We start from the raw sequence: 25,670 nt of genomic DNA, 5'->3' as shown, positions 1-25,670 counted from the left end.
TTCGGCGGAGGAATCAAAGCCGCGAGCCGGGCGATGAACTCCATTGGACTCATGACGCGGTGAGTGCGTCGTCGCCGAGGTGTCTTCAGCAAGTACGCAATGCGCCCATCGGGCAGGAGCTTTGGCGGTTCTTGTTCTCCTGTTCTTCTTCTCGTCCGAGCACCGCTCTCGTCTAGAGCTGCTGCCCCGCGATAGCCGCCCTGACGGCGCGCTCGAGCGCATCGCCGTCCTCGGGCGAGAGGGCGCTCATCGCGCCCGGGAACGCCGCATCGAGGTCCACGAGCACGTCGAGGGCCGCCTCCTCGTCGAGGGTCGCGCGGTCGTGGCGCCCGACCTTCGAGGCAGCGGAGGCCAGGCGCGGGCCGTTCGCGAGCCGCTCGCCCCAGCGGACCAGGGTGGGCAGATCGACCGGGCGCTCCGGATCCCACGGCGCGCTCTCGTCGAAGCGGTCCTCCCGCATCTCGGCGATCTTGCGCTTCAAGGCCATGTAGGCGCCGGCGGGCATGCGGACATCGGGCTTGGCGACCAGCCCCTCCGCGAGATTGGCCGGACCGAGCGGCGGCAGCCCCAGGACGGACGCGACGCGCGACGGGAAGCGCTCGGACAGGGCGGCGACCTCCGCCTTGCGCCCGCGGGCGAGGAGCGGGGGCATCATGAGCCCGGCGGCGGCGGCGACGGCGGCCGCCTCGCTGAAGGCGAGGAACGCGTCCTCGCCTTCAGCGACGGCGCGGAGCTCGAAGAGCGCCCACCGCAGGTCGGGCGCATACCAGACGCCGGTCTGCACCGGGATCACGCCGCCCGTGGGGACGTCCGGATGGGGGTAGCCGCCGCCGAAGAGCTCACCGTAGAGGACGAGCCGCTCCGCGCCGACCGCCGCGAACGCCGCGCGGGCGGCGTCCCGCAGCGACGCGCGGAGGAGTTGCCAGCCGAAGAAGGGGTCGTCGTCCCGGAGCCACTCCTTGCGCTTGCCGAAGCGGACACCGGCCGCGTCGACACCGATTACGAGCTGCGCGCCGTGGATCTTCTCGAGCGCGACCCACGTCGGGGCATCGCTCGCGCCGAGGCACGGCATCTTGGGGAAGGGGAGGAACTCCATTCCCGCCGACGATAGCGCCGATGGCGCCGCCGCGCGTGCGAGACGCTTGACTTCCGGGAAGGCCTTTGAGCTCCTTAGACCCAGGGGGGTCACTCATGTCCGCCGAATCCAGCCGGGCTCCGCCAGCGCCGTGCTTTCGCCTCCTGCTGATCGAGGACAGCGCCATCGCCGCCTCGATCGTGCAGAGCCACCTCGACGCCGTGCCGTGGCAGCGCGCCGAGCTCGCACACGCGGAGACGCTCGCGGCAGGGCTCGCGCGCGTGAAGGAAGGGTGGGATGTCGTTCTCCTCGATCTCTCCTTGCCCGACGGGGAGGGCCTCGAGGTGGTCGAGCGCGTCCGGGACGTGGATCCCCACGTGCCCATCGTGGTGCTGACGGGCCACGACGACGTCCGCCTCGCGGAGCGCGCGCTCGGCGCCTCGGTGCAGGATTACCTCGTGAAGCGCAGCCTCGACACCGACACGCTGTGGCGCGCCATCCGCTATGCGGTCAGCCGCCAGCAGCTCGTGACGCAGCTCGCGCGCACGATGGCGGAGGCCCGGGAGAACGAGGCCAATCTCCACCAGCTCATCGCCCGGAGCGCCGACGGGGTGATCGTGCTGGACCCCGGCGGCACAGTGCTGTTCGCGAACCCCGCTGCAGAGGCGCTGCTCGGCGAGGGGCGCCTCGTCGCCGGGCGGGGCTGCCCGGTGGCGCTGCTCGCCGGCGAGACGAGCCTGGAGCTCGGCGGGCACACGGTCTTCATCGATGTTCGCTGGGTCGACGTGGACTGGCAGGGGCGGCCCTCGCGCATGGCGCTCCTGCGCGACGTGACCGGGCGGCGCCGGGGGGAGGAGCTGAGGCTCCGGCTCGAGCGCAGCGAGCGGCTCGCCGCGGTCGGGCAGCTGGCGGCGGGCGTGGCCCACGAGATCAACAACCCGCTCGCCTACGTGGTGGCGAACCTCGAGCTGCTCGCCCGCGAGATACGGCGCCTGGCCGGCAAGGGGGTGGCCACCGAGCAGCTCGCCCAGCCGCTCGACGACGCCCGCCACGGCGCGGCGCGGGTGATGCACATCGTCCGGGATCTCGGGGTGTTCGCGCGCAGCGAGGCGAACGAGGCGATCGGGCCGACGGACGTCAACGCGGTGCTCGAGAGCGCGCTCAACATCGTCCACGCCCAGATGAAGCACCGCGCGCGCGTGGTGCGCGAGCTCGCCCCGGTCCCGCGCGTGGGCGGGGCGGAGGGGCGCCTCACGCAGGTGTTCGTGAACCTGCTGATCAACGCGGCGCAGTCCATCCGGGAGGGGCGCGTCGCCGACAACGCCGTCGAGGTGCGCACCCGCGAGCAGGGGCGCGAGGTCGTCGCGGAGATCGTGGACTCGGGCTGTGGCGTGGCCGAGGAGCACATCCACCGGCTGTTCGAGCCGTTCTTCACCACGAAGCGCGCGGGGGAGGGGACGGGGCTCGGGCTCGCGATCTGCCGGAGCATCGTCGAGTCGTGCGGCGGGACCATCGAGATCCGCAGCACGGCCGGCGTGGGCACCTGCGTCCGCGTCCGCCTGCCCGCCTGGACGAGCGCGGAGCCCGCGGCGCTGCCCGCGCCGGCGCGCGAGGAGGGGCCGACGCGGCGCGCCCGGATCCTCGTCGTGGACGACGAGCCGCTCATCCTGCGGGCGCTGCGGGGGCTCCTCGGGACATCCCACGAGGTCGTGTGCGTGTCCTCGGGCGCCCTGGCGCAAAGGACGCTCCGGCTGGATGCGGACTTCGATGTCGTGCTCTGCGACCTCGTGATGCAGGAAGGCACGGGGATCGAGCTCCACGAGTGGATCGAGGCGGAGCTGCCGGCGCTCGCGGACCGGGTGCTGTTCATGACCGGAGGCGGGACGAGCGAGGCGAGCAGGCGGTTCCTGGCAGCACACGGGGGCCGCGTGCTGCCGAAGCCGATCGATCCTGCGGAGCTGATCCGCCGCGTGGAGGCGCTGCTGCCGGCGAGAGCGGTGGAGCCGGCGAGGGCGGTGGAGCCGACGGGGGGGACGTAGCCGGGGCTCAGGGCAGGCGTTGTCCCGGGTCGCTGCTACGTATCAGGGCGGGCCCGCGGCGCCGTCCTGGATCCACTGCCGCAAGATCGCGAGCTCGTCCTGGCTGACGGTCGGCCCGGCCGCGCTGGGGGGCATCACGCCCGAGATGCACTGTGCCGTGGCGGACGGCACGCAGCCGGCGGTCTCCGCCGTGCCGGCGGCCTTGCGGTAGAGCCAGCTGTTCTCGGGATCGCCCGGGACGACGAGCTTGTACTGGCCGCCGTCGCGGGAGGGCTTGTTGACCAGACCGTCGACGATCTTCCTGGAGCTGATGTGGCCACCGAGGATCAGCTTCGCATTGGCGCCCGTCTCGCCGTGGCAGCCGGTGCACAGGTTCTTGTTGGTCGCGAAGATGGGCCGCACCTTCTCGTGGAAGAACCCTGATTCCACCGGCAAAGGCTCGTTGGGATTGTTGACGTCGTCGGGGTCCAGGTTCTGCTTGATGATCTTGATGTGGGTGTCCATCTCGCGGCACTGCGCGACGAGATCGTCCTTCAACTTCTGATCCGTCGGCTGCATCCCCTTGGCGATGCGATACTTCTCCCACACGTTGTCGATCCAGCCGTGGAGCTTCCAGAACATGTAGTTGTCGATGTTCGCTTCGGTGTTGTTCACGCCGTGCGTGATATTGCCCGGCCGCGCCCACTTGGCGTGCAGCACGAAGTGGAGGCCTACCCACGGCATGTTGGTCGCCCCCCTCAGCGCCTGACCCACGTTGCACTGGAGCCAGAAGCCGAGCGTGCCTTCGTCCGGGAACCTCGCGAGGTTCTCGGGCTTGTCGATCTCGTCGCCGATCCTCCCGGCTTCGAGGGCGGACGCATCCCAGTCCCGCCACGCGGAGCGCCACTGGGGCGGCACGTCTTCGGCCGAGGTCGGGAACTTGGTGAAGCCCGTGAACTGCTCGCTATGATTGGGCCAGAGCTGCTTCAGCGCCTGAATCATGTGGCGGTGAAACACAAGGAACTGGTAGCCGTCGCCTGGGGTCTGACAGTTCTGATCCGCCGGGATCAGCTGCTTGAAGTCGCAAATGCCGACCTTGCTCCCTCCACCGCCGAAGGGGCCATTGCAAGTGCGGACCGCGTGCCACTCGATGTGGGCCACCTGCCAGGAGTTGTCGTACATCCACTTCAGGACCTCCGGCTGCACGGTGGTATCAACGATGTTCGGATCGTTGTTGCCGGGCGGAAAGAAGTCCGCGGCGCCATCCTTCATCGTGGGGCTCGAGTCGGTCTCGTGGGGAGGGTAGCCGTACACGCAGTGGTCACTCATGTCTTCATGGTCGGCCGTGCCGCCACTGCCACCGACACCGGCCGAGCCCGAGCCGGAGCCCGCGCCGGAACCCGAGCCGGAGCCCGAGCCGGAACCCGAGCCGGAACCCGAGCCAGGGCCCGAACCCGGGCCGCCTGCTCCGCCTGTCGTCGCCCCGGGGCCACCGGCGCCGGCGCCGCCCTCCGCCGCGCCGCTCAACGAGTTGTCGTCTTCACCACCGCATGCGCTAAGTGCCAACGCGGTCAGTGCCACGAGAGTGGCCAGGCGTCGTCGGGATGTACGGCGGTCGGTTGCAGATGCGTGGTGCAGGTCGTTAAATAGCATATCGCTCTCGCAGGCCGGTTAAGCTCAGTCCGTCAGACACGTCCACCCCACAGCGGGCGGGCAGCCGCACTCTACCAGTGGTATACATGCGCCGTCAACAAGAACGTCTGGTGTTACGGTGCCTGTATATTTATCAATCATTGGGCGAGATCTCCTTGTTGGTGTTTACCTCCAGGAGCTCACCGGTGGCGCGATCCTCACCATGAAACTCTTTGAATCAGGACTGTAGACACCACCGTTGGTGCCTCCGGTGCCATCACTCGCCATCAGCCCGCCAGTGGCGGGGTTCCCCTCGCCGCCACGGCTAGTACCGCCAGTTGGGGGGGGCTCCCCCAGCAGCAGCAGCGGCGGCCCCTCCCGTGCCCACGCTTGCGCCGCCGCCAGACGCGGATGTCCCGCCCGCCGGGCTGGGCATCTGGGGATCCTCTGCCGATCGGCATGCGAATCGCATGAGGGAGAGACCCGCTGCCAAGACTGTCCAGTCCGCCGCGCCTAGGCGCGCGATTTTTGCCATGGGTCTTGAGCAATTCCCGCGATCGCGAATTTTGATCTCAAGATCAGCATCCTTTTCGCCTCCAGTACCACCTGCTCAACTCCGCTTCCCAGAATCCAGAGGGACTGATCGTTTCTGTCTTCGATGCGCCCAGGCACGTGGGTATCGAGCCCAGCAGGCAGTGGAGTGAAGGCCGCCCCTTCGATGCATGGATATTTGATGCAGATTCAATTTTCCAGGAGGGAGGCGGGCGCGTAGAGCAGCGCCACGCCCGGAGTGGCGGGCAGCGAGAGCGCCGCGACCTCGACCCGGAGCTCGGCGCGCAGCGCGGCGTCGACGTTAGAGAGCGGCTCGTCGAGAGCGAGAATGGACTGGAGAGCATCGAACTGAACGCCATGCGGACGCGGCGCCCCCCGAGCGCCGCGCCGCGGCGCTCACGTCCCGCCGCAGGCCTCGTGCTGCGCCTTGCACGCGTCCATCCCTGCCTGCTGCACGCAGGGCGCGCAGTTCGCCGTGATGCCCCCGCCGGCGCACTCCACCTCGCACTCGTCCGCGCACACGCCCGCCGCGCACACGCAGTCGATGAGCGCGTCCGTCTCCGGATCCTGCTGCGGATCCGTGTTCGGATCGCAGCCTTGCACGCACGCGCAGCAGAGGCCGTCGCCCATACAGCAGCCGTCGCCGCGCCCCGGGGGACAGATGCAGTCGCCGCCGTCCTCGCCCATGCACGCCCCGTAGGCGCTGCCGTCGGGGAGGCACGTCGCGACGCCCGGTCCGCCGACGGCGTGGCAGGTGCACGGCATCGTCGAGCCGGGAACGCACGACGTCCCGGTGGCCGAGCTGGCGCTCGTCGAGCTGGCGGTCGACCCGCCGCTCCCGGTCGGATCGGGATCGGTCGTCGTGGAGCCGCACGCGGCCGCGAACGCCGCCGAGATCAAGCAGATAACAAGATGATTCCGCATGACCATCTCCTATAGCGCGCCGCCGGAGCGGCCGTCGAGGAGCACCGCAAGAAGGCCGGAGCCCCGGTTCGTCAATAGGTTTTACATTACTTCACAGGTCCTCCGCTCGTCGGAGCGCCTGCGGGGCGCGCTCGCGGCGCCGGAGTACGTGGTTTCCGGCGGACGAGGGCGGCGCTGGAGCGCCCGGGAAGGCACAGGTGATTTCTGTGCGGCGGAGCGCTTGCCTAGACCGCGGGGCGACCACAAGGTTGGCGCCTGCGCGCGTCCCCGCCGGCGGTGCTCCCGCACCGCGCTCCCCGTGACGTACCCGGGGGCCGCGCTTTCCGCACCGTGCGATAGCAAGGAGATAAAGATGGCGATCTCGATGTATCAGGCTTCGATTCCCGTGTTCGTGAGGGCGCTCGGCAACCTGTCTGCGATCCTCAAGAAGGCCGCCGCATACGCCGAGGCGAAGAAGATCGAGCCGCGCGTCCTGCTCGACGCGCGCCTCGCCCCGGACATGCTCGCGCTCACGCGCCAGGTGCAGATCGTCAGCGACACGGTCAAGGGCTGTGGAGCGCGATTGACAGCCGTCGACGTGCCGAAGTACGAGGACAACGAGGCCAGCTTCGACGAGCTGCAGGCCCGCATCGCCAAGACGATCGAGTTCCTGAACAGCCTGCGGCCCGAGCAGTTCGACGGCTCCGAGGACCGCGAGATCACGATCCCCACGCGCGATCAGCCGCTGAAGTTCAAGGGCCAGACCTACCTGCTGCACTTCGCCCTGCCCAACCTCTATTTCCACGTGACGACCGCCTACGCGATCTTGCGACACAACGGGCTCGACATCGGCAAGATGGACTTCCTCGGCAAGCCCTGAGGGAGCGGCGGTCGCCCGCTGAGGAGAGCGCCGCTCACTGGGGCGGCGCTTCGAGGAACCACGTCGGCGAGATGTACCCCTCCGTCGTCGCCCCCGACATCGGCGCCGTGCAGTCGTCTGCCGCCGTCATCGCGGTGAGGGCGACGGCGTCCTCGTCGGGCGTCTTGCACTCGTCGTAACCGTACGGCGTGCCCACGCTGCCGGTGAAGAGCTTGCACTGCTCGTCGGAGAGCACCGTGTAGTGCAGGTGCGAGTTGTCCCGCGGCCCGACGACGAGATCACAGTCGAAATCCTTCGAGGACGTCGGGCACTCCACCCACTTGTCGGCGAAGTTGAGGTTGTGCAGGCGAGGGATATCGTTCCAGCGCACCACCTTCCCGAGCACGTCGTCGGTCGTCACCTCCTGTCGCGCCACGAGGTCCAGGCCCAGCCCGTCGACGTCGAGGTGGCCATAGAAGGAGCAGTAACGCTCTCCGGTCTCGGCCTTGGGCGGGTGCTCCACGAGCGCCACGCCGAGGTACTGCGACCTGTTGATGCCCTTCCAGAGGAGCCTGCCGTTGGCCACGGGATGCACCTCCGCGCCCGCCGTGCCGCCCGAGATGACGAGATCCTCGCCGAGGTGGCGGCCGCCGTAGTCATCGGCCACGACGCCGAACCCCCGGACCACGCGGCTGTCACGGAGGGGAGCGCTCCGCTTCCCGCCCCCGGGCCGCTTGCATGCGTCGCTCTCCGGGTCGTTCTTCTGGCAACCGAACGCGCAGTACTCCGCGCGATCGAAGCGGTATTCGCGCGACCATGAGCGCGTGCCCTGGCCATCGCCCTCGACGCCGTCGCACGGCTTCGTGACGGTCTTCCCATCCTCGACGCTCGTGCAGTACGCCTTGCAGAAATACAGCATGTTGGGGTCGCCGGCGGCGCGGCCGGCGAGGTTGTGCCCGCAGTACGCCGGGTTGTTCTCCGTGACGTTCTGGTTGCCGTTCAAGCATGGATCCCAGCTCTGCCCGAAGCTCGCGTCATCGCACGTGAGGCCCTCCGCGCTGGCGAAGTACTCGCAGACGGGGGTCTGCGCGCCGTACGGGTCGGGGCTGCAGACGCCGCAGGAGGTGCCGCAGGAGATCCCCGTGGCGCGCCAGCCGTCAGGGCGGTTCAGCCGGCGCTCGTCGCACGCGAGCACCTGCCCGCCCGGGCCGCAGATCTGCGAGCCCAGGCGGAGCGAGCGCGCGGGCACCGGGTTCCCCTGGTAGTCGACGGTCGGATCACACTCCGACGTGATGCTCGGAGTGGGCGTGGGATCCGGCATGCCGAACGGCTGCTGCTCCGACTGCCCGTCGCACCGGTCGCTGTTGCTCCCGACATCCCTGAGCCCGCAGCCGCTCGAACACTCCTCGTACGGGACGGGGCGCCCCACGACCGCCGCCGTGTCCCCCGCCGAGGGCGGGCACGTGTACGAGGCACCGAACTCGTAGGCGCAGCGATAGAGGGTTCCGACGCGGCCGGTGATCTCGTGCTGGCCGCAGAAGAGATGCTGGCAATCGTTGTACCCGTTGTTCCCACCGGGGATGTGGAAGTACTTGAGGTCGCGCTCCCGCTTGCACGACCGGTCCTCCGGTGGGCACGGCTTGCTCACCGGCAGGCACGACTCGTCGCAGCGGTCCCAGTCACGGAGCTTCGGCGCGTTCGCGGCGGACTGGTAGCCCGTCACTTCATGGTAGCGCACGGGCGGGATCTCCCGCACGGGCATGCACGCGCCGCTCCCGTTCCCCGCGCCGCAGCTGCGGTAGGGCACGGGGCGCGCGCCGGGGCCCGGGCAGGAATAGAGATGATCCGCCCGGCCACGGATGCGGAGGTCCTGCTCGCCCGCGTTGATGGCGAGGTCCTTGTTGGCGCGGCCGCCGAACACCTGCTCTCCGCAGAAGGTCTGGCCCGGCTCGACGCCCTTCCACTGGCCATCGTTGTCGCGGAACTCCACCGGACACCGGCCGAGCTCCGCGCCCGCCTCTCCCGTCGACTTGCCGGGCTCGCAGGGGAGGTTGAGGTCGATCCAGCCTTCCTCCCCGCACACCCAGCGGCTGCGGTTGCCGACGCCGAGGCCGCACACCTCCTCGCCGCAGGCCGTGATCGTGACCTCGCGGCCGGAGCTGTCCTGCACGCCGCGGCACGCCGGGCAGGCGCCTCGCGGCTGATTGCACGAGAGCCCGAGGCTGCGCCAGCCCTCGGCCGAGCACACCTGCCTCACGCCGGCGTTGCCGACGCCCGTGGGAAAGCAGAGGGTCATCCCGCAGTGGAGCGGGATGCGATCGCCCCCCGGGATGGGCGGGATCGGGCACGGGCACTCGCCGCTCGCCGCGCCGGTGCAGGCGCCGTCCTCGCAGCCGCCCGGGCAGATGCGCCACGAGAGCGGGATCTGCCCCGCGCCGGGACACTCGTAGAGCGCGGCCGGCTCGCCGTTGACCACGTCCTCGCCGCAGAACGTCCCGTTGGCCGTACACGCGAGCTCGCCGCACCGGTTCTCGGGATAGCTCCGCCACGTGTCGGCGGCGGTGTCGCCGTCGAGGCACTGATAGGCGATGAGGTCGCGCCCGCACGCGAAGGCGTCGCAGCGGGTCTGCTCGGGCGGGATCGGCTCGTCGTTGTAATAGAAGCCCGCGGCGCACTCGCACGCGTCGCTGTCGGCCTGCGGCCCGAGCGCCGGCGGCGCCAGGGCGCCCGCCGGCGGCTCCTGACTGCAGCCCACGCCGATCAGCCCTCCGCCCACGAGCAGGAGGGCGGCCGCGCCGCACAGGCGCGCGAGCGAGCGGCGGCCGGGTCGATGAGCGGGGCTCATTTGGCGATCCTCCGCAGGTCGCCCGCCTGGGTCGCCCAGTAGACGAACGCCTCGTCCACGGCGATCGCGATCGCGCCGACCTGCCCCACGGCGAGCGTGTCCACGTCGCCGCCCGCCTTGGACACCTTGCGCACCGAGCCGACGCGGTTGACCCAGTAGAGGGCCCCGCCGCCCTCCGGATCCACCGCGATCCCCGCCGGACCGGGCTGTCCGTCGGCGAGCGCCACGAGCCCGGCGCCGTCCTTGTCGAGCCGGAAGAGATAGCCGCTCGGCGTGCTCCAGAAGAGGTGCGCGGCGTCGACCGCGAGGTACTGCGGCGTCAGGTTGGTGCGCTCGAAATCCTGCGCCGACGCGATCTGACGCGGCTCGGAGCCGTCCTTGCGGAGCTTCATGACGGTGCCGTCCGACCAGGTCCAGTAGAGGTGATCGGCGTCGGCGGCGAGCGCGCCGCCCACATCGCCGGCGGCGCCGCTGATCTCGGCGGCGACCTGCCCGGCGAAGAGCGCCTCGGCGCGGTACAGGCCGCCCTGGGAGAGCGACGTGAACCAGACCGCGGCGCCGTCGCTGACGACGGCCCACGGGTCGGGCACGCTCGCGGTGACCGTGGCCGCGGCGCCGGAGGGCGGGAACCGGAGCACGCCGGTGGAGCCGGTGACGAACGCGCCGGCGCCCGTCAGGGCGATGCCCTCGAAGCGCTCGCTCCCGCACGCCGAGGCGCCCGGCGCCGCGCCGGTGGCGAGGCAGGTCGTCGCGCCGGACGCCTTGTCGACGCGGACGGCGATGCCGCCGGCGGGCTGGAAGCCGACGACGTAAACGGACGCGGCGTCGACCGCGAGCGCGGAGGGGACCGCGAGGCCCGAGGCGAGCTGGAGCGCGCCGGGGCCGCACGTCCCGTCCTCGCAGGCGCCGCCGGCGCAGCTGTTGCCGCAGGCGCCGCAGTTGAACGGATCGGAGGCGAGCTCGACCTCGCAGCCCGTCGAGGGCGCGCCGTCGCAGTCGGCGAAGCCCGCGTCGCACGCGAGCACGCACGCGCCCGCCTCGCAGGCGGCCGAGGCGTTCCTGTCGCTGCAGGCCTCGCCGCAGCCGCCGCAGTTGCCGGCGTCGCTCTCGAAATCGACCTCGCAGCCGGTCGCGGCGTCGCGATCGCAGTCGCCGAAGCCGAGGTCGCAGGCGAGCGAGCAGGCTCCGGCCGCGCAGGAGGGCACGGCGTGCTGGTCGCCGCACACGTTCCCGCAGAAGCCGCAGTTGTCCACGTCGCTCGATGTGTCGCCGCAGCCGCCGCCCGCGCCGCCGCCGCCGTCGCCGAGGCACAGGCCGGCGGCCCGGGCGGCGCCCTCGAACACCTCGCAGCGCGCGCGGCTCCCGGAGAGCGCGCTCAGATCGCACTCGTGGGCGAGCGTGGGCTCGAGCGTGCTGCAGCAGGTCTCGAGCAGCGCGTCGCACGCGGCCGCCGAGGGCGGCTCGCCGCCGCCGAGCGTGGGGCAGCGGCCCGCGTCCGAGGCGCCGCTCAGGTAGTCCAGGCAGAGGTCGGTGTCCGCCTCGGCGGCGAGGTCCTCGCAGCGCTCGCGCGGACCTCCGGGGAGCGAGGGGCAGCATCGGTCGGCGAGGTAGCTGCAGCTCTCGGCCGCGTGATCGACCCCCTCGCAGAAGCCGCTCGCCTGGGCGTCCCGCTCGAGGAAGCCGTGGCAGAGCCCCTCATTGCCGCGGAAGCCGGTGGCCTGACAGGCGGACCCGAGCTGCGCGGGCAACGACGCACAGCAGTCGTTCAGCAGGCCGGCGCAGCCCGGGCCGTAGGGGACGCCGTCCGGCGCGGCGGCGCCGCCGCCGCAGAACCCGGCCGCGCTGGCGCTGCCGGCATAGTCGTCGCACGCGGCGTCGTTCGCCGCGGCCGCCGCCGCGTCGCAGCTCGCCCGGAGCTCGGCCGGGAGCGAGGGACAGCAGGCCTCGCTCAGGTGGCCGCACCCGCTCTCGAGCCCCCCCGGCGCGCTGCCGCAGGCGCCGAGCGCGGTGCCCTCCTCGTTGCATTGCTGCGCGCCGAGCCCCCCGTCGGGGAGGAAGCACACGGAGCGCGCGCCCGGGGCGCAGAGCTGGTCATCACCGCAGCCGGGGCCGCCGTACGCGAGCGCCGACAGCACCACGAGACACACAGACAGGGAAGGTCGACGCATGGCTGGAGCGCACGATGCTCGCGGCGCGCGCTCGCCGTGTCAACGCTCGCCCTGTCAACGCTCGCGACGAGCGCTGTTCCTGGAGGCCCGGCGGAGCTGCGAGGTGCCCGCCCGGCGGCGTGACGTGGCGCGCGGCCGTCACTTCCTCGCTCGTGTTGGACATCGACTCCGCAAGACCACCACAGGTGGCGCACAGCGTGACATTTTGTCACACCTCGGACGCCCACGGGCCGCCCAAATTCCGAGGATTTGGCCCCGGTGAGCGCATTCGCGAGCGAACACAGCCTGGGCATGCTTGCTGCCGTTGAGGTCGGCTATGTCGACCGAACGCGATGTGCGCGACCCCATGACGACAAGACCCCGCGCAGCCCGGCCCGCCGTGGCGCCTTACGTGGTGGGGATCGGCGCCTCGGCGGGGGGGCTCGAGGCGCTCGAGCACTTCTTCGACAACATCCCGAAGGAGAGCGGGATGGCCTTCGTCGTGGTCCAGCACCTGTCGCCGGACTTCAAGAGCCTGATGGACGAGATCCTCGGGCGCCGCACCGAGCTGCCCATTCACCTCGTCGAGAACGGCATGCTCGTCGAGCCCGACCACATCTATCTGATCCCGCCGAAGAAGGAGATGATCATCGCCGGCGACCGCCTCCTCCTCAGCGAGCGGGATCGCGACCAGGAGCTCGCGCTGCCGATCGACGTGTTCTTTCGATCCCTCGCGCAGGACTGCGGCCCGCGGGCGATCGCCGTGATCCTCTCCGGGGGTGGGAGCGATGGCTCACGGGGGATCCGCGCGGTCCACGAGGCGGGCGGGCTGGTCGTCGTGCAGGACGTCGACAGCGCGCAGTTCGATGGGATGCCGAAGACCGCGCGTGACGCCGGCGTGGCCGACTGCGTCCTGCCTCCCCAGGACATGCCGCGCGTCCTCCTCGAGCACGTGAGGTCCGAGGGGCGCCGGCCGGAGCGGGACGCGGCCGGCGCCGATCAGGGGATGAGCGCGGTCTACACGATGCTCGAGGAGCAGTTCGGCATCGACTTCACGCACTACAAACCGAGCACGGTCACCCGGCGCATCGAGCGACGAATCCAGCTCGCGCATACGGACGATATCGAGCAGTACGTCAAGCGCCTGAAGAGCGAGTCGAGCGAGCTCGACGTGCTCTACCGTGACCTCCTCATCGGCGTGACGCGCTTCTTCCGGAACGAGGAGGCGTTCGACCGCCTCGAGCAGGAGGTGCTCCCCGAGCTCCTGCGCGCGGGGCCGCGCGACGCGCCGTTCCGCGTGTGGGTCGCCGGCTGCGCGACGGGCGAAGAGGTGTATTCGCTCGCCATCCTCCTCCACGAGCTCACGTCCCGGAGCGGCCACCGTCCGTTCAAGATCTTCGCGACCGACGTGCACCACGGATCGCTCGAGATCGCGACGCGCGGGATCTACGAGGAAGAGGCGGTGGTGAACGTCTCGCGCGAGCGCCTCGACCGGCACTTCATCCGGCGCGGGCGCAGCTACCAGATTGTCCCCGATCTGCGCCAGGCGGTCGTCTTCGCGCACCACAACGTGATCAAGGACGCGCCGTTCACGCGCGTCGACTTCATCAGCTGCCGTAACATGCTCATCTACCTTCAGCCGGCGGCGCAGCAGAAGGTCCTGAGCCTCTTTCACTTCGCGCTGAACCGCGGGGGCGTGGTCCTGCTCGGGCCCAGCGAGACCCCGGGGCACCTCGCGCACGACTTCGAGATCGTCGACAAGCAATGGCGGATCTACCGGAAGTACAGCGACCGGCGGATGCAGGTCGAGCCCCGCTTCCAGCCGGCGTCGACGAAGGGCCAGAGCGCCCCGCGCTCGGGGATCAACGCGCCCGTCGCGCGCCACCCGGTGTCGCACTTGCTCGGGACCTACGACGCGCTGCTCGACGAGTTCATGCCCCCGAGCCTCCTCGTCAACGACGCCGGCGAGCTCGTCCAGGCGTTCGGCGGCGCGAGCCGGTTCCTGAAGGTCAAGGATGGCAGACAGGGGCTCGACGCCTTCGAGATGCTGGATTGCGACCTCAAGATGGTGCTGACGGGGGGCCTGCAGCGCGTCATCAAGGAGCGCACGGCGATCGTGTTCAAGGGGGTGCAAGCGGAGGGCGGCGTCTACAAGATCACGATGCGCCGGGTCGAGAGCCGGCGAGGCACCTTGCCCCACGTCCTGATCACCTTCGACGCGCTCGAGGGGGCGCCGCGGCGGGCGGCGATCCCGGAGAAGGAGATCGACCTGGACGACGTCTCGCGCGAGCAGCTCGGCGCGCTCGAGGCGGAGCTCGGCTACACGAAGCAGACCTTGCAGGCGACGACCGAGCAGCTCGAGGCGAGCAACGAGGAGCTGCAGGCGGCGAACGAGGAGCTCCTCGCCTCCAACGAGGAGCTGCAGAGCACGAACGAGGAGCTCCAGAGCGTCAACGAGGAGCTCTACTCGGTGAACGCGGAGTACCAGCGGAAGATCGCCGATCTCACCGAGCTCGGAAACGACATGGAGAACCTCCTGTCGAGCACGGACATCGGCACCATCTTCCTCGACAAGGAGCTCAAGATCCGGAAATTCACGCCGCAGATCGCGGAGAGCTTCAACCTGCTCTTGCAGGACGTCGGCAGGCCGATCGAGACGTTCACGTATGCGGTCGACCACCCGGAGCTCACCGAGGATCTCAGGCGCGTGCTCGCGACGGGGGAGCGCGTGGAGCGCGAGCTGCGCGATCGGCACAATCGCTCGTTCTTTCTCCGCATCCTCCCCTACCGCGCCAAGGGCACCGTCGCGGGGGTCGTGCTCACGCTCATCGACGTGAGCGGCCTGAAGGCGGCGGAGGACGCGCTCTTCCACGAGCGCTATCTCCTGAACAGCCTGCTCGGCAGCGTGCCCGACGCGATCTACTTCAAGGACGCGCGCGGCCGGTTCATTCGCACGAACCACGCCATGGCCGAGCGCCTCGGCCTCTCGGATCCGCGCGAGGCCGCGGGCAAGACCGGCTTCGAGCTGCCGGGGCACCTGGCGGCGCTCGCCGTTCACCAGCAGGACGAGGTGGTGCTGCGGACCGGCGAGGCGCAGCATTACAAGCTGGAGAAGCGCGTGCGGCAGGATGGCGGCGTGGAGTGGGACCTCGTCACGCGGCTCCCGCTCATCGATGCCGCGCACCGCATCGTGGGTATCATCGGGATCTTCAGGAGCGTCACCGCGCAGAAGCGGTCGGAGGAGCAGATCAAGGACGCCGTCCGGAGGCGCGACGAGTTCCTCGCCATGCTGTCGCACGAGCTCCGCAACCCCCTCGGCGCGATCGTCCACGCCACGGCGCTGCTCAAGGAAGACTGCGCCGCGTCGAACGGCGCGTCCGGGCCCGACGAGAAGGTCTTCCAGATCCTCGAGCGTCAGTCCGCGCAGATGGCGCGCCTGCTCGACGATCTGCTGGAGGCGAGCCGCGTCACGCAGAACAAGATCGAGCTGCGAAAGCGCGTGCTCGACCTCGGCTCCGTGGTGAAGGACGCCGCCGACGCGGTGAAGAACCTCATGGACACGCGCGGCGTCGATTTCTCGGCGGTGGTCGATCCCGAGCCGATCTGGGTCGAGGGCGACCCCGCGCGGCTCCAGCAGGTTCACGTGAACCTGCTGAACAACGCTGCGAAGTACACCTCGCGGGGCGGTCATGTCACCCTGGAGGCCAGGCGCGTGGACGGACACGCCGTGGTCCGTGTGAAGGACGATGGCGTCGGGATCCCGAAGGAGATGCTCGACACCGTGTTCGAGCTCTTCGTGCAATCGAGCCGCACCCTGGACCGGTCGGCAGGAGGGCTCGGCGTGGGGCTCACGCTCGTCCGGGGCCTCGTCGAGAAGCACGGCGGCACCGTGAGCGCGCGGAGCGACGGGGAGGGCAAAGGCAGCGAGTTCGAGGTGCAGCTGCCGATCACCGAGCGGACGTCCGAGAAGGAGGCGACGCGCGGCTCGCACCTCAAGAAGTTCCCCAAAGGATCGCGGCTCGTCGTCGTGGAGGACAACGCCGACAGCCGCGAGGCGCTCTGCGCGCTCCTGGCGCGCGCCGGGTTCGAGTGCCATTCGACGGACCACGGGATCTCGGGGATCGAGCTCATGGACGAGGTGCTCCCGCACATCGCCATCGTGGACATCGGGCTGCCCGGGATCGACGGCCTCGAGTTCGCGCGCCGCGTGCGCGAGAAGCCCCAGCACAAGGACGTCTATCTGATCGCGCTCACCGGCTACGGGCAGCAGGGCGACCGCGAGAGGGCGCGCGGCGCCGGGTTCGACGAGCATCTCGTGAAGCCCGTCGATCTCGCCACGCTCAAGCGGCTGCTCGCCGACGGCGAGCCGATGGCCGGCGAGAGCCGCGCCTGACGCGCTCGCCCTGATGGGTGTTCTGGCAGGCGCTCCGGGGTTTACCCGCCCGGCGGCGTGAGGGTCAATCGGGCGGTCGGCCTTGCGCTGGCCGCCAGAACCTGAGAGAGAGAACGGGATGAACGGGAAGGTCTGCGTCGTCACCGGCGGCAACACGGGCATCGGCAAGGAGACGGCGCGTGGGCTGGCGCAGCGTGGCGCGACGGTGGTGCTGGCGTGCCGCGACGTGGGCAGGGCCGAGGCCGCGCGCGACGATATCGCGCGCACCACCGGCCGCGGGGACGTGGAGGTGATCGCGCTGGATCTCGGGAGCAAGGCGAGTATCCGGGCCTTCGGAGAGAAGCTCCGCGCGAAGCACGATCGACTCGATGTTCTGGTGAACAACGCGGGGGTGTGGCAGCGCTCGCGCAGCACGACGCAGGACGGGATCGAGGCGACGTTCGGGGTGAACCACGTGGGCACGTGGCTGCTCACGCAGGAGCTCCTGCCGCTGCTGAAGCGGAGCGCGCCGTCGCGGATCGTGGTCCTGTCGTCGGCTGTGCACTACCGCGGGCAGATGGGCTGGGACGATCTGCAGTTCGAGCGGCGGAAGTACAGCTCGTTTGCGGCCTACTGCCAGTCGAAGCTCGCGAACGTGCTCTTCACCAAGGCGCTCTCGCGGCGGCTCGAGGGCACCGGCGTCACGGTCAACGCGGTCCATCCGGGCGTGGTCGCGACGGAGCTCTCGCGCGATTACCCGAAGCTCGTCCTGAAGCTCCTCAGCCTGTTCATGCTCACGCCCGAGCAGGGCGCCGCGTGCTCGCTGCACGTCGCCACCGCGCCGGATCGCGCCGGGGTGACGGGGGAGTACTTCGAGAAGAGCCGCATCAAGCCGGCGGCGGCGGCGGCGCTCGACGAGGCCGCGCAGGAGCGGCTCTGGAAGCTCACGGAGGCGCTGGCGGGGTAGTCGCCGCCGCGCGCTGGCCGCCTGGTCGCGCCGGTACCGTGCACGGATCGACGGGCGCGTTCAGCCCACCGGACCGGTACCTCATCCGACCTACTCCAGATCGGAGGACGAGCAAACCTCCGTACCGCCGAGGTGAGCCACGCGGGCCATGCGCATGGTTATCCACGTGGCGAGGTCGATCGGCCCTTCGGCGAAGTAAGCGCCGTCAGCCCGCTCGATGGCCGAGAGCGGCACGCGCAGCAGCTCTCCCTGGGTCACCTCGCCGTCGGCGTTTCCATAGGCCGGATCGGTGTCCGCCCCGGCGATGGGGTCGAATCGAACCTCGGCCGCCGCCTCGTCCAGCCGGTCGAAGAAGAGATGGTCGCCGCGGATCGCGAGGTCGACCCGCTCGGTCGCGCCGGAGCCCACACGAAACGTGGCGCCCGAGCCCTCGCCAGCGCCCTCATCGAACCCTGGATGGCAGAAATCCTGGGCGTGTACGAGGCGAATCCGCCGAGCTGCCGGGTGAGGCGTCGCCGCGCGTAGAGCTCGACCCCGTAGCTCGATCCGAGGCTCCGGGGCACGTTCGCGAGATCATCGTAGTCATCGTCCCACTCGTGCGCCACGGCGCCCAGCGCGTCCGTCATGTCGAAATACGCGCTGTAGAATGCGGTCGCGCCGGCGGTGACTCTCTCGGGGAGAGCCGCCTCGATGCCAGCGCTCCCCTGAGCGCTCTTCTGGAGCCCACCGCGGAGGCCCGCCACCTCGATGACCCTATTCCGCGTCATCCCCCGGGTCCTTTAGCGCTGGCTGACGAATTCTCGCGCTCGGCCCTGCCGCGCAGGCGGTATGCGCTCAGGTGCGCCGATCGCCGCCGCTCCTCGTGACGTTCACCGGGCAAGCGCGAGGGCGAACGGGGCGAGCCCTCGCTTTCTCAGCACGGAGGCGACGAGCAAGACGACCGCCTCGGGCCCGCGCGCGGTCGCGATGTCTCCGAGATCTTCGATCCAGTCAGCCGGCCACCCCAGGTCGCCGAGCAGGCTTCCGACGACCGCCTTCGCGCCCTCGTCGTTGCCGGACAGGAATGCGGTCGGGCGGACGCGGAGGCTCGTGGGATCCGCCATGACGGTGAACAGCATGGTGTTCAGCGTCTTGACCACGGCCGTCTCCGGCAGCGCTCCCTGCAGGCGCTCGGCGACGCTGCCGTTCGGGTAGAGCAGGCTGCCGGGCAGGCCGTCCTGGCCACGCACCGTCGCATTGGAGATGTCGATCAAGATCTTCCCCTTCAGCTCATCACGGAGGGCGCCGAGCCGCTCGACGCTCGTCTCTCCGGGCGTCGCGTTGACGACGACCGCGGCCCGGCGCGCGGTCTCCGCCGGATCCCTGAGCTCGACGCGCGCTCCCGGCCATTTCTCTGCTGCTCGCGCGGGGTCCCTGGTGCCGATGGTGATGGCGTGCCCGGCGCTTGCAAGCTTGTTGGCCAGGACCGTGGCGACCCGGCCCGAGCCGAGGATTCCGATATTTTTCAAGACGCGCTCCATGTTCAGACCCCCTCTCTCAGCGAACGGTTGACAGGACGGCGACCGCGCCGGCGTGAAGCCGCGGCGCTGCAGCCAGGAAGTCGTCGCTGGCCAGGCTCCAGCGGTTACCGCGTGTGTCGGTGACCGCGCCCCCGGCCTCGGCGACGAGCAGCGCGCCCGCGACGAGCCCGGAGCGGAGCTGGCTGTACTGCCAGAAGACGTCCATCCGGCCTGCCGCGACCTGGACGAGCAGGAGGGTGGCCGGGACCGACACGCGCAGCACGAGCGCGCTCCCGAGCATCGCGGTGACGGACTGGCCGATCCGCCGGTACGTCTGCTCGTCCTCGCCGGGCTTCGCCTGGCCGGTCCCGACGTAGGCCGCGTCGAGCGCCGCCTTCGCCGACACGCGAAGTCTCCTGTTCCCCAGGGTTGCGCCTGCGCCCTTCCGGGCGGTGTACGTCTCGCCGCTCAGGGGCAGGTGCACGACCGCCAGCACCGGCTCGTTGTCGCGGACGAGGGTCGCCGTGACGCACCAGTCCGCCATCCCGTGAACGTGGTTGATGTTCCCCTCGACGGTGTCGGTGACCCACCACTCCCCTTCCGGGAGCGGCCCGCACGCGAACTCGTCCTCCACCCACCCGGCACCCGGGCGAGCGCGCGAGAGCGGCTCGCGGATCGCGTCGAGCGAGACCGCATCGCGCTCGCGGACCGCGGCGAGGACGTCCTCGCGGCTCTCGAGGCGAGGCTCTGTCGAGAAGCGGCCGACGAGCCGCTCGCCTGCCGCGGACAGCGCCGCGACGACCGCGGGCAGCAGGGACTCGTCCTCCTCGTGGCCCGCGCTTCGGTCCCGCCGCGTCGCGCGGTCGGTCATCGGCTCGGAATGTGTCGACATGAATCCTCCTGAGTCGAGCGGCTCGCGCGTCCTCGCGAGCCCTCGCTCGCAGAAGTAAACGCTGGACGACGTATGTCGTCCAATGCATAGTTGGTATGCGAAGGATTACCGCCATGCATGTGGATCTGAACCTGTTGACGGCCCTGGACGCGCTGCTCGAGGAGAGGAGCGTCAGCGCTGCCGCGGCCCGGCTGCACCTCTCTCAGCCCGCGATGAGCCGGACGCTGGGGCGCATCAGGGACGCCACGGGGGACCCGATCCTTGTGCGCACCGGGCGAACGATGGCGCTGACGCCGCGCGCGCTGGCCTTGCGGCAGGAGGTTCAGGCGATCGTCCAGCGGGCGCATGCGGTGTTCGCGCCCGAGCGGGAGCTCGACCTCCAGAAGCTCGACCGCACCTTCACCGTCCGCTGCCACGACGCGCTCATGTCGGCCCTCGGTACGCGGCTGCTGCTCGCGGTGCAGGAGCAGGCCCCTCATGTGCAGCTCCGGCTCCTGGGCGAGCCCACGGGAGATACCGATGACCTGCGTCACGGGCGCGTCGATCTCGAGATCGGCGCGGCGGAGCCCGCCCTCCCCGAGATCCGCGGGGAGCTTGTCGGCCAGGACTGCCTCGTCGTCGCCGTTCGCCGGGACCACCCGCTCGCGCGCGGCCGGCTCACCGCCAGGCGCTATGCCCAGGCGCTCCACGTCATCGTGTCACGCCGCGGTCGCCTGCGCGATCCCATCGACGACGCGCTCGAGGCCCTGGGGCTGCGGCGGCGCGTCGTCGCGGCAGCGCCCACGAGCGCGGCCGCCATCCATTTCGTTCAGGAGAGCGATCTCGTCGTCGTGCTGCCGGCGCGCGTCTGCGGCCCGACTCTGCGGACGGTGGGCCTCAGCGCCCTCCCGCTGCCGCTCGATGTGCCGGAGCTCCGGATCGTCCAGCTGTGGCACCAGCGCTACGAGAGCGACAAGGCACACGCGTGGCTGCGCGGGCACACGCGCGAGATCGTTCAGGCCATCTGTCGTGGAGAGCGGTAGCTCGGGAGCACAGGCTCTTTCTATTCGTCCTCATCCGCCGGCGGGGGCCGCTCGCCCGCGGCGACCTGGAGCTCGCGGACGATCGAGAGCAGGGCCGGACAGCAGAAGCGCTCGACCACCGACCCGTCGGTGGCGAGCTCGAAGGTCGGCGGCCCGCCGTGCATCGGGCAGGCCACGTCGGCGTACTTCGACTCGAGATCCTTCAGGACGCCGTCATCGACCTCGCGGACCTCGGCGTCTGCGGTCAGGGTCGCTCCTTCTTTCTCGTAGGTCGTCGTCATGCGGCGCACGCTAGCACGAAGAGCGCCGCGCCCCGCGCGCTGCCCGCGGCGCCTGGGCGACCTCTGCCATTGACGCCGTGACGCCGGCGCCCGCGCGGCCGGCCCAGACCGGCTCCAGCAACTCGCGCGATCCTGGCCGCGCCCCTCGCTGCGCCCGCAACCACGAGGAGACGAGGGACGAGCTCCCGAGATCGGGAGACAAAATAGCAGCGCCGCCGGGCGCCTCGGGGGGTAGCGGAGGCCGCCGGCGGTGCTGGCCGGGGGATAAGCACCGTCCGTACCAGGTCCATCCCTACGGATTTCCCCGCATTTTTGTCTCGGACACCGACGCTGCGGTTTCGATCCTGCGAGGGCGGCCTTGCACCGTTGCAGGACCGCGAGGCGCCCGCCCGCTGGACCGATTCTCGTTCGCGGCGGCCGTGGCCGCGGCTAGCTTCGACGGCATGAACCGCCTGCGCACGATCCCCGCCATCACCCTGGCGCTGCCGCTGCTCGCGGCGTGCAGCGCGCCTGCGCCGAGGCCGCCGGACGAGCCGGCCGCGGCCCCCACCGCCGCGGCCCCGCCGCCGCTCGCCGCGCCTGCCGCGCTCCCGGCAGGGGGAGCTCGCCTTCCGTACCCGCAGACCGCGAAGCGGCCGGTCACGAACGAGTACCATGGCACAAAGGTCGTCGACGACTACCAGTGGCTCGAGGACGCGAGCTCTCCCGAGGTCCAGCGCTGGATCGCGGAGCAGAACCGGCTCTCGCGCGGCTACCTCGACGCGCTGCCCGCGCGCGGCGCCGTCCGGGCGCGCGTGCAGGAGATCCTGTCGGCGACCTCGGCGAACTACTACGCGCTCGACGACGCCGGCGGGCAGCTCTTCGCGCTCAAGGACCAGCCGCCGAAGCAGCAGCCGTTCCTCGTGGTCCTGAGGTCGGCGAGCGAGCCCGCCTCCGAGCGGATCCTCGTCGACCCGGAGGTCGTCGACCCGAAAGGGCACACGACCATCGACTGGTTCGTCCCCTCGCGCGACGGCAAGAAGGTGGCTGTCTCGCTGTCCGAGGGCGGCACCGAGAACGGCACCGTGCGCGTCTACGACGTCGCGACAGGCAAGGAGACGGGCGACACAATCCCTTACGCGAGCAGCGGCACGGCGGGCGGCAGCCTCGCCTGGAGCGGCGACGGCAAGGGGTTCTATTTCACCCGCCACCCGCGCCCCGGCGAGCGCCCGCAGGAGGACATGGGCTTCTTCCAGCAGATCTACTTCCACAAGCTCGGCGCGCCGGAGAAGGAAGACAGGTACTCGCTCGGCAAGGAATTCCCCCGCATCGCCGAGGTGGAGCTCACGACGAGCGAGAGCGGCAGGCTCGTGCTCGCCAGCGTGCAGAACGGCGATGGCGGCGAGTACTGGCACTACCTCCTCGACGCCTCGGGCCAATGGACCCGCTTCGCCGACCTGCCCGACAAGATCATCCACGCCGGGTTCGGCGCCGACGACCGGCTCTACCTCCTGTCGCGCAAGGACGCGCCGCGCGGCAAGGTGGTGCGCCTCGCGCCGGGCAAGCTGGATCTCGCGAAGGCGGAGCTCGTGGTGCCCGAGAGCGAGGCGGTGATCCAGGGCTTCTTGCCCACGAGGGGGCGGCTCTACGTCCGGGATCTGCTCGGCGGCCCGTCGCAGGTCCGCGTCTTCGATCTGAAGGGCAAGGCGCTCGGGACCGTGCCGATCCCGCCGGTCTCGTCGGTGCGGCAGCTCGTGCGCGCGACCGGCGACGACCTGCTCTTCCGCGGGGTCAGCTACACAGAGCCCGCGGCCTGGTTCGCGTACTCGGCCAGGGACGGCAAGGTGACGAAGACGCCGCTCGCGATGACCGCCCCCGTCTCCTATGCCGACGTGGAGGTCGTCCGCGAGGCGTGCGCGTCGAAGGACGGGACCCAGGTGCCCATCAGCATCCTGCGCCGCAAGGACACGGCCCTCGACGGGACCGCGCCGGCGCTGCTCACCGGATACGGGGGTTACGGGCTCAGCGTATCTCCCGGGTTCAACCCGATCTGGCGGCTGTGGTTCGACCAGGGAGGGGTGTTCGCGGTCGCCAACCTGCGGGGCGGCGGTGAGTTCGGCGAGGCGTGGCACCGCGGGGGCAACCTGACGAAGAAGCAGAACGTCTTCGACGACTTCGCGGCGTGCGCGAAGCACCTCGTCGACCGGCGCATGACGAGCCCGGACCGGCTCGCGATCATGGGCGGCTCGAACGGCGGCCTGCTGATGGGCGCGCAGCTCACGCAGCACCCGGAGATGGTTAAGGCGGTGGTCTCGCACGTCGGCATCTACGACATGCTCCGGGTGGAGCTGACGCCGAACGGGGCGTTCAACGTGACCGAGTTCGGCACGGTCAAGGACCCGGAGCATTTCAAGGCGCTCCACGCCTACTCGCCGTACCATCACGTCAAGGACGGGACCGCGTACCCGGCCACGCTGCTCCTGACGGGCGCGAACGACGCGCGGGTGGACCCGTTCCATTCGCGGAAGATGGCGGCGCGGATGCAGGCGGCCACGTCGAGCTCGGCGCCCATCCTGCTCAGGGCGAGCGGCTCGACGGGCCACGGGATCGGGACGCCGCTCTCGGAGGAGATCGAGGAGCAAGCCGACGTGTTCGCGTTCCTCTTCAAGCAGCTCGGGCTCGATGCGCCGCCGGCGAAGGAGAAGGCGGCGCTCCGGTGATCGAGCGTCCGCGGCCGCCGGGGGGGCGGCCGCGGACCGGTCATGACGCGGCTCGCCTCACCAGGTGGTGAAGTAGGCCCACGCCGGGTCGCCGGCGGCGGCCTGGAAGCAGTAGCCGCCGTTCCGCTCGGCGGGCGGCGTGACGTTGCCGCCGTTGCAGGTCACGGCCGCGCCGTTGATCGCGAGCGAGCGCCCGTTGATGAAGTTACCGCAGTTGATGCCGCTCAGGTTCGCCGTGGTCTCGAAGCAGCGCGCGCCGGTGCCGAGATTGCCCGAGCTGTAGCCCGGGCCTGTGAACACGGTGGGGCTCGTGCACAGGTTGCTGCACGGCGCCGTCCCGGTGCTGGGCTGGCAGATCCCGGCCACGCAGTTCTGGCTCGTGCAGTCCGCGCCTGTGTTGCACGTATCGCCGTTCGCGCAGTCGGCCGTGCACGTGCCGCCGCAGTCGACGTCGGTCTCGGTGCCGTTCTGCACGCCGTCGGTGCAGGTCGGCGCGGTGCCGCCGTTGATCACGCTCACCCCGAGGGCCTGGAGCCACGACGTCACCGGGTAGCGCGCCCCGGTGTCGAGCCGCGTGTGCCAGTTGGTCTGCGAGGGAGCCGGGCCGCTCCAGCCGGACGGGAACGTGTAATAGGCATTGACGCCCACGACCACGAGATCGGTCGAGCTCTGGCGATAGAGCGGGCCGCCCGAGTCGCCGGGGCACAGGCTGGCGTAGCTCGTGCTGCTGGCGTAGCCCGGCGTGAGCACGTACGCCGCCGCGACGTCGTTGATGGCGGGGCCGGAGACGTAGGAGCCGGGGTGATTCAGGATCGAGGAAGGCGACGCGCTGAGGTTCTGGAGCTTGAAGAGGCCGCCGCCCGAGCCGCTCGGGTCCTCGCAGCCGTAGCCGGTCGCCACGACGGGATCTCCCACCGCGACCGGCGCCCCGTCCACCACGGCCGCCGGGATCGTCGGCGAGAGCTCGTTGACGACGACGAGCGCGAGGTCGGGCGTGTACCCCGGGTTCAGGACGTTGACCGCGCAATCGGTCGCTCCCCCCGACAGCGCGGCGGCGCAGTCCTCGATCCACTCCGGGTGGAGGTACGTCTGCTGGATCGTCAGGTTGACGTACGGCGAGAGCGGGGGCGTGTTGTCGGTGGTGACCGAGTACGAGCTGCCCGGCCCGTAGGCCGGGTGCACGGTGGCCGTGAACTCGTCATCCACGCAGTGAGCGGCGGTCAGGAAGTGCCGTGGCCCGACCTTCGCCACGGTGCACCCCGGGCCGGCGACCGTCGACGCATACTGCGATTCGAGGGCCGGCTGCCCCCCGATCAGCGCGTCGTCCGTCGCGGCGATCTCCTCGGAGGTCTCGCCGTAGCCCTCCACGCTGCAGGCGACAAGGCACAATGAGAGCAAAGCATATACAGGTGCGCGCACGGGTTGCTTCTCCTGTCGCTCCGAGGATCCCGATACCCCGCGCTTCGTCGCCCGCCTTGCGCCGCGTGCCCGTGGGGCTGCGATCTCCGTCTGTCGGGCGCGCGCTCGACGCGATGGACACGTGCCGTGTCTCGCTCTGCGAGGCGCGAACGTCAGCGGAGGACGCGTCCCGTCGGGGTCCCACGTCGAGCGCAAGGGGAGGCGCGGCTGTCCAGCGGGACCGCCCGCGCGAGGTCGCGTGGAATCGGCGCGACGACGGGTGTTTAAATCAGCCGCCAGCGTCCTTCCAGCTCGAAGGCAGCATGGACGTTATGCATCGCGTGCATGAGGTCGCCCGGTCGCCATGGCGGCGTCACACGGCCGGGAGCCGGAGGCGCGGCGCTCCCCCCGTGCCGCCGGCCACGCCCGCGAGCCCGGGTCGGGTGGGGCGCGCCGCCCGCTCCTGGCCGTTGACTCTGAACCGATTAAGTGCTCTGCTCGCGCGCTCT

16 protein-coding genes are annotated in these 25,670 nt (G+C 70.6%); 6 read left to right on the top strand and 10 right to left on the bottom strand.

The annotated features are described in order from the left end of the window. Window positions 1–172: 172 nt before the first annotated feature. The gene (locus WME75_RS33210) at window positions 173–1,096 is read right to left on the bottom strand and encodes an RNA ligase family protein (protein WP_437479274.1); all 924 of its coding nucleotides are present in this window, start codon (window positions 1,094–1,096) and stop codon (window positions 173–175) included. A 95-nt stretch (window positions 1,097–1,191) separates the two neighbouring features. Between WME75_RS33210 and WME75_RS33205 the strand changes: the two genes are divergently transcribed. Continuing rightward, complete coding sequence (locus tag WME75_RS33205; RefSeq protein ID WP_437479272.1) at window positions 1,192–3,114, top strand: response regulator; 1,923 nt, start codon at window positions 1,192–1,194, stop codon at window positions 3,112–3,114. 42 nt (window positions 3,115–3,156) lie between these two features. On the opposite strand, the gene WME75_RS33200 is transcribed toward WME75_RS33205, so the two are convergent. Together WME75_RS33200 and WME75_RS33195 are read right to left on the bottom strand one after the other, a co-directional pair. Next, entirely contained in the window at window positions 3,157–4,422 is a 1,266-nt protein-coding gene (locus tag WME75_RS33200; RefSeq protein ID WP_437479270.1) for a hypothetical protein, read from the bottom strand. Window positions 4,423–5,673: 1,251 nt separating this feature from the next. Continuing rightward, entirely contained in the window at window positions 5,674–6,201 is a 528-nt protein-coding gene (locus tag WME75_RS33195) for a hypothetical protein (protein WP_437479269.1), read from the bottom strand. 352 nt (window positions 6,202–6,553) lie between these two features. Between WME75_RS33195 and WME75_RS33190 the strand changes: the two genes are divergently transcribed. Further along, the gene (locus WME75_RS33190; RefSeq protein WP_437479267.1) at window positions 6,554–7,060 is read left to right on the top strand and encodes a DUF1993 domain-containing protein; all 507 of its coding nucleotides are present in this window, start codon (window positions 6,554–6,556) and stop codon (window positions 7,058–7,060) included. Between the two features lie 34 nt (window positions 7,061–7,094). On the opposite strand, the gene WME75_RS33185 is transcribed toward WME75_RS33190, so the two are convergent. Together WME75_RS33185 and WME75_RS33180 are read right to left on the bottom strand one after the other, a co-directional pair. Further along, entirely contained in the window at window positions 7,095–9,884 is a 2,790-nt protein-coding gene (locus WME75_RS33185) for a hypothetical protein (protein WP_437479265.1), read from the bottom strand. After that, window positions 9,881–12,052: a hypothetical protein gene (locus tag WME75_RS33180; protein WP_437479263.1), complete on the bottom strand. Its 2,172-nt coding sequence runs from the start codon at window positions 12,050–12,052 to the stop codon at window positions 9,881–9,883. Before WME75_RS33180 ends, WME75_RS33185 begins: the two co-directional genes overlap by 4 nt. A 346-nt stretch (window positions 12,053–12,398) precedes the next feature. Between WME75_RS33180 and WME75_RS33175 the strand changes: the two genes are divergently transcribed. Both WME75_RS33175 and WME75_RS33170 read left to right on the top strand, forming a co-directional pair. Beyond that, the gene (locus WME75_RS33175; RefSeq protein ID WP_437479261.1) at window positions 12,399–16,424 is read left to right on the top strand and encodes a chemotaxis protein CheB; all 4,026 of its coding nucleotides are present in this window, start codon (window positions 12,399–12,401) and stop codon (window positions 16,422–16,424) included. Between the two features lie 118 nt (window positions 16,425–16,542). Further along, window positions 16,543–17,370 carry an SDR family oxidoreductase gene (locus WME75_RS33170; RefSeq protein ID WP_437479259.1) on the top strand — a complete coding sequence of 276 codons (828 nt, stop codon included), beginning with the start codon at window positions 16,543–16,545 and terminating at the stop codon, window positions 17,368–17,370. A 90-nt stretch (window positions 17,371–17,460) separates the two neighbouring features. Here WME75_RS33170 and WME75_RS33165 read toward each other — a convergent pair whose 3' ends face one another. The 3 genes from WME75_RS33165 to WME75_RS33155 form a co-directional block, all read right to left on the bottom strand. Beyond that, window positions 17,461–17,778 (bottom strand): hypothetical protein, encoded by a 318-nt coding sequence (locus WME75_RS33165; protein WP_437479257.1) that lies wholly within the window; start codon window positions 17,776–17,778, stop codon window positions 17,461–17,463. Window positions 17,779–18,239: 461 nt separating this feature from the next. Then, entirely contained in the window at window positions 18,240–18,878 is a 639-nt protein-coding gene (locus WME75_RS33160; RefSeq protein ID WP_437479255.1) for an NADPH-dependent F420 reductase, read from the bottom strand. A 28-nt stretch (window positions 18,879–18,906) separates the two neighbouring features. Further along, window positions 18,907–19,761, bottom strand: coding sequence for an inositol monophosphatase family protein (locus tag WME75_RS33155; RefSeq protein WP_437479253.1), 855 nt, complete (start codon window positions 19,759–19,761; stop codon window positions 18,907–18,909). A gap of 113 nt (window positions 19,762–19,874) precedes the next feature. Between WME75_RS33155 and WME75_RS33150 the strand changes: the two genes are divergently transcribed. After that, entirely contained in the window at window positions 19,875–20,783 is a 909-nt protein-coding gene (locus tag WME75_RS33150) for a LysR family transcriptional regulator (protein WP_437479252.1), read from the top strand. 20 nt (window positions 20,784–20,803) lie between these two features. Here WME75_RS33150 and WME75_RS33145 read toward each other — a convergent pair whose 3' ends face one another. Next, on the bottom strand, window positions 20,804–21,064 hold the full coding sequence (locus WME75_RS33145; RefSeq protein WP_437479250.1) for a hypothetical protein: 261 nt from the start codon (window positions 21,062–21,064) through the stop codon (window positions 20,804–20,806). Window positions 21,065–21,507: 443 nt separating this feature from the next. Here WME75_RS33145 and WME75_RS33140 point away from each other — a divergent pair, with 443 nt between their 5' ends. Then, entirely contained in the window at window positions 21,508–23,763 is a 2,256-nt protein-coding gene (locus tag WME75_RS33140) for a prolyl oligopeptidase family serine peptidase (RefSeq protein WP_437479248.1), read from the top strand. Window positions 23,764–23,820: 57 nt separating this feature from the next. Here WME75_RS33140 and WME75_RS33135 read toward each other — a convergent pair whose 3' ends face one another. Further along, window positions 23,821–25,182: a trypsin-like serine protease gene (locus tag WME75_RS33135; protein ID WP_437479246.1), complete on the bottom strand. Its 1,362-nt coding sequence runs from the start codon at window positions 25,180–25,182 to the stop codon at window positions 23,821–23,823. Window positions 25,183–25,670 lie beyond the last annotated feature (488 nt).

Origin of the sequence: Sorangium sp. So ce1014 (assembly GCF_051521505.1) — a bacterium.
Classification (GTDB): domain Bacteria; phylum Myxococcota_A; class Polyangia; order Polyangiales; family Polyangiaceae; genus Sorangium.
Note: the sequence above shows the minus strand (reverse complement) of the source record. Positions and strands in the feature narration are given on the sequence as shown.

Bases quoted from the DNA above. Each gene is read 5' to 3' on its own strand.
- WME75_RS33210 (WP_437479274.1), bottom strand. From the start codon at position 1,096: ATGGAGTTCCTCCCCTTCCCCAAGATGCCGTGCCTCGGCGCGAGCGAT.
- WME75_RS33205 (WP_437479272.1), top strand. From the start codon at position 1,192: ATGTCCGCCGAATCCAGCCGGGCTCCGCCAGCGCCGTGCTTTCGCCTC.
- WME75_RS33200 (WP_437479270.1), bottom strand. From the start codon at position 4,422: ATGAGTGACCACTGCGTGTACGGCTACCCTCCCCACGAGACCGACTCG.
- WME75_RS33195 (WP_437479269.1), bottom strand. From the start codon at position 6,201: ATGCGGAATCATCTTGTTATCTGCTTGATCTCGGCGGCGTTCGCGGCC.
- WME75_RS33190 (WP_437479267.1), top strand. From the start codon at position 6,554: ATGGCGATCTCGATGTATCAGGCTTCGATTCCCGTGTTCGTGAGGGCG.
- WME75_RS33185 (WP_437479265.1), bottom strand. From the start codon at position 9,884: ATGAGCCCCGCTCATCGACCCGGCCGCCGCTCGCTCGCGCGCCTGTGC.
- WME75_RS33180 (WP_437479263.1), bottom strand. From the start codon at position 12,052: ATGCGTCGACCTTCCCTGTCTGTGTGTCTCGTGGTGCTGTCGGCGCTC.
- WME75_RS33175 (WP_437479261.1), top strand. From the start codon at position 12,399: ATGACGACAAGACCCCGCGCAGCCCGGCCCGCCGTGGCGCCTTACGTG.
- WME75_RS33170 (WP_437479259.1), top strand. From the start codon at position 16,543: ATGAACGGGAAGGTCTGCGTCGTCACCGGCGGCAACACGGGCATCGGC.
- WME75_RS33155 (WP_437479253.1), bottom strand. From the start codon at position 19,761: ATGTCGACACATTCCGAGCCGATGACCGACCGCGCGACGCGGCGGGAC.
- WME75_RS33150 (WP_437479252.1), top strand. From the start codon at position 19,875: ATGCATGTGGATCTGAACCTGTTGACGGCCCTGGACGCGCTGCTCGAG.
- WME75_RS33145 (WP_437479250.1), bottom strand. From the start codon at position 21,064: ATGACGACGACCTACGAGAAAGAAGGAGCGACCCTGACCGCAGACGCC.
- WME75_RS33140 (WP_437479248.1), top strand. From the start codon at position 21,508: ATGAACCGCCTGCGCACGATCCCCGCCATCACCCTGGCGCTGCCGCTG.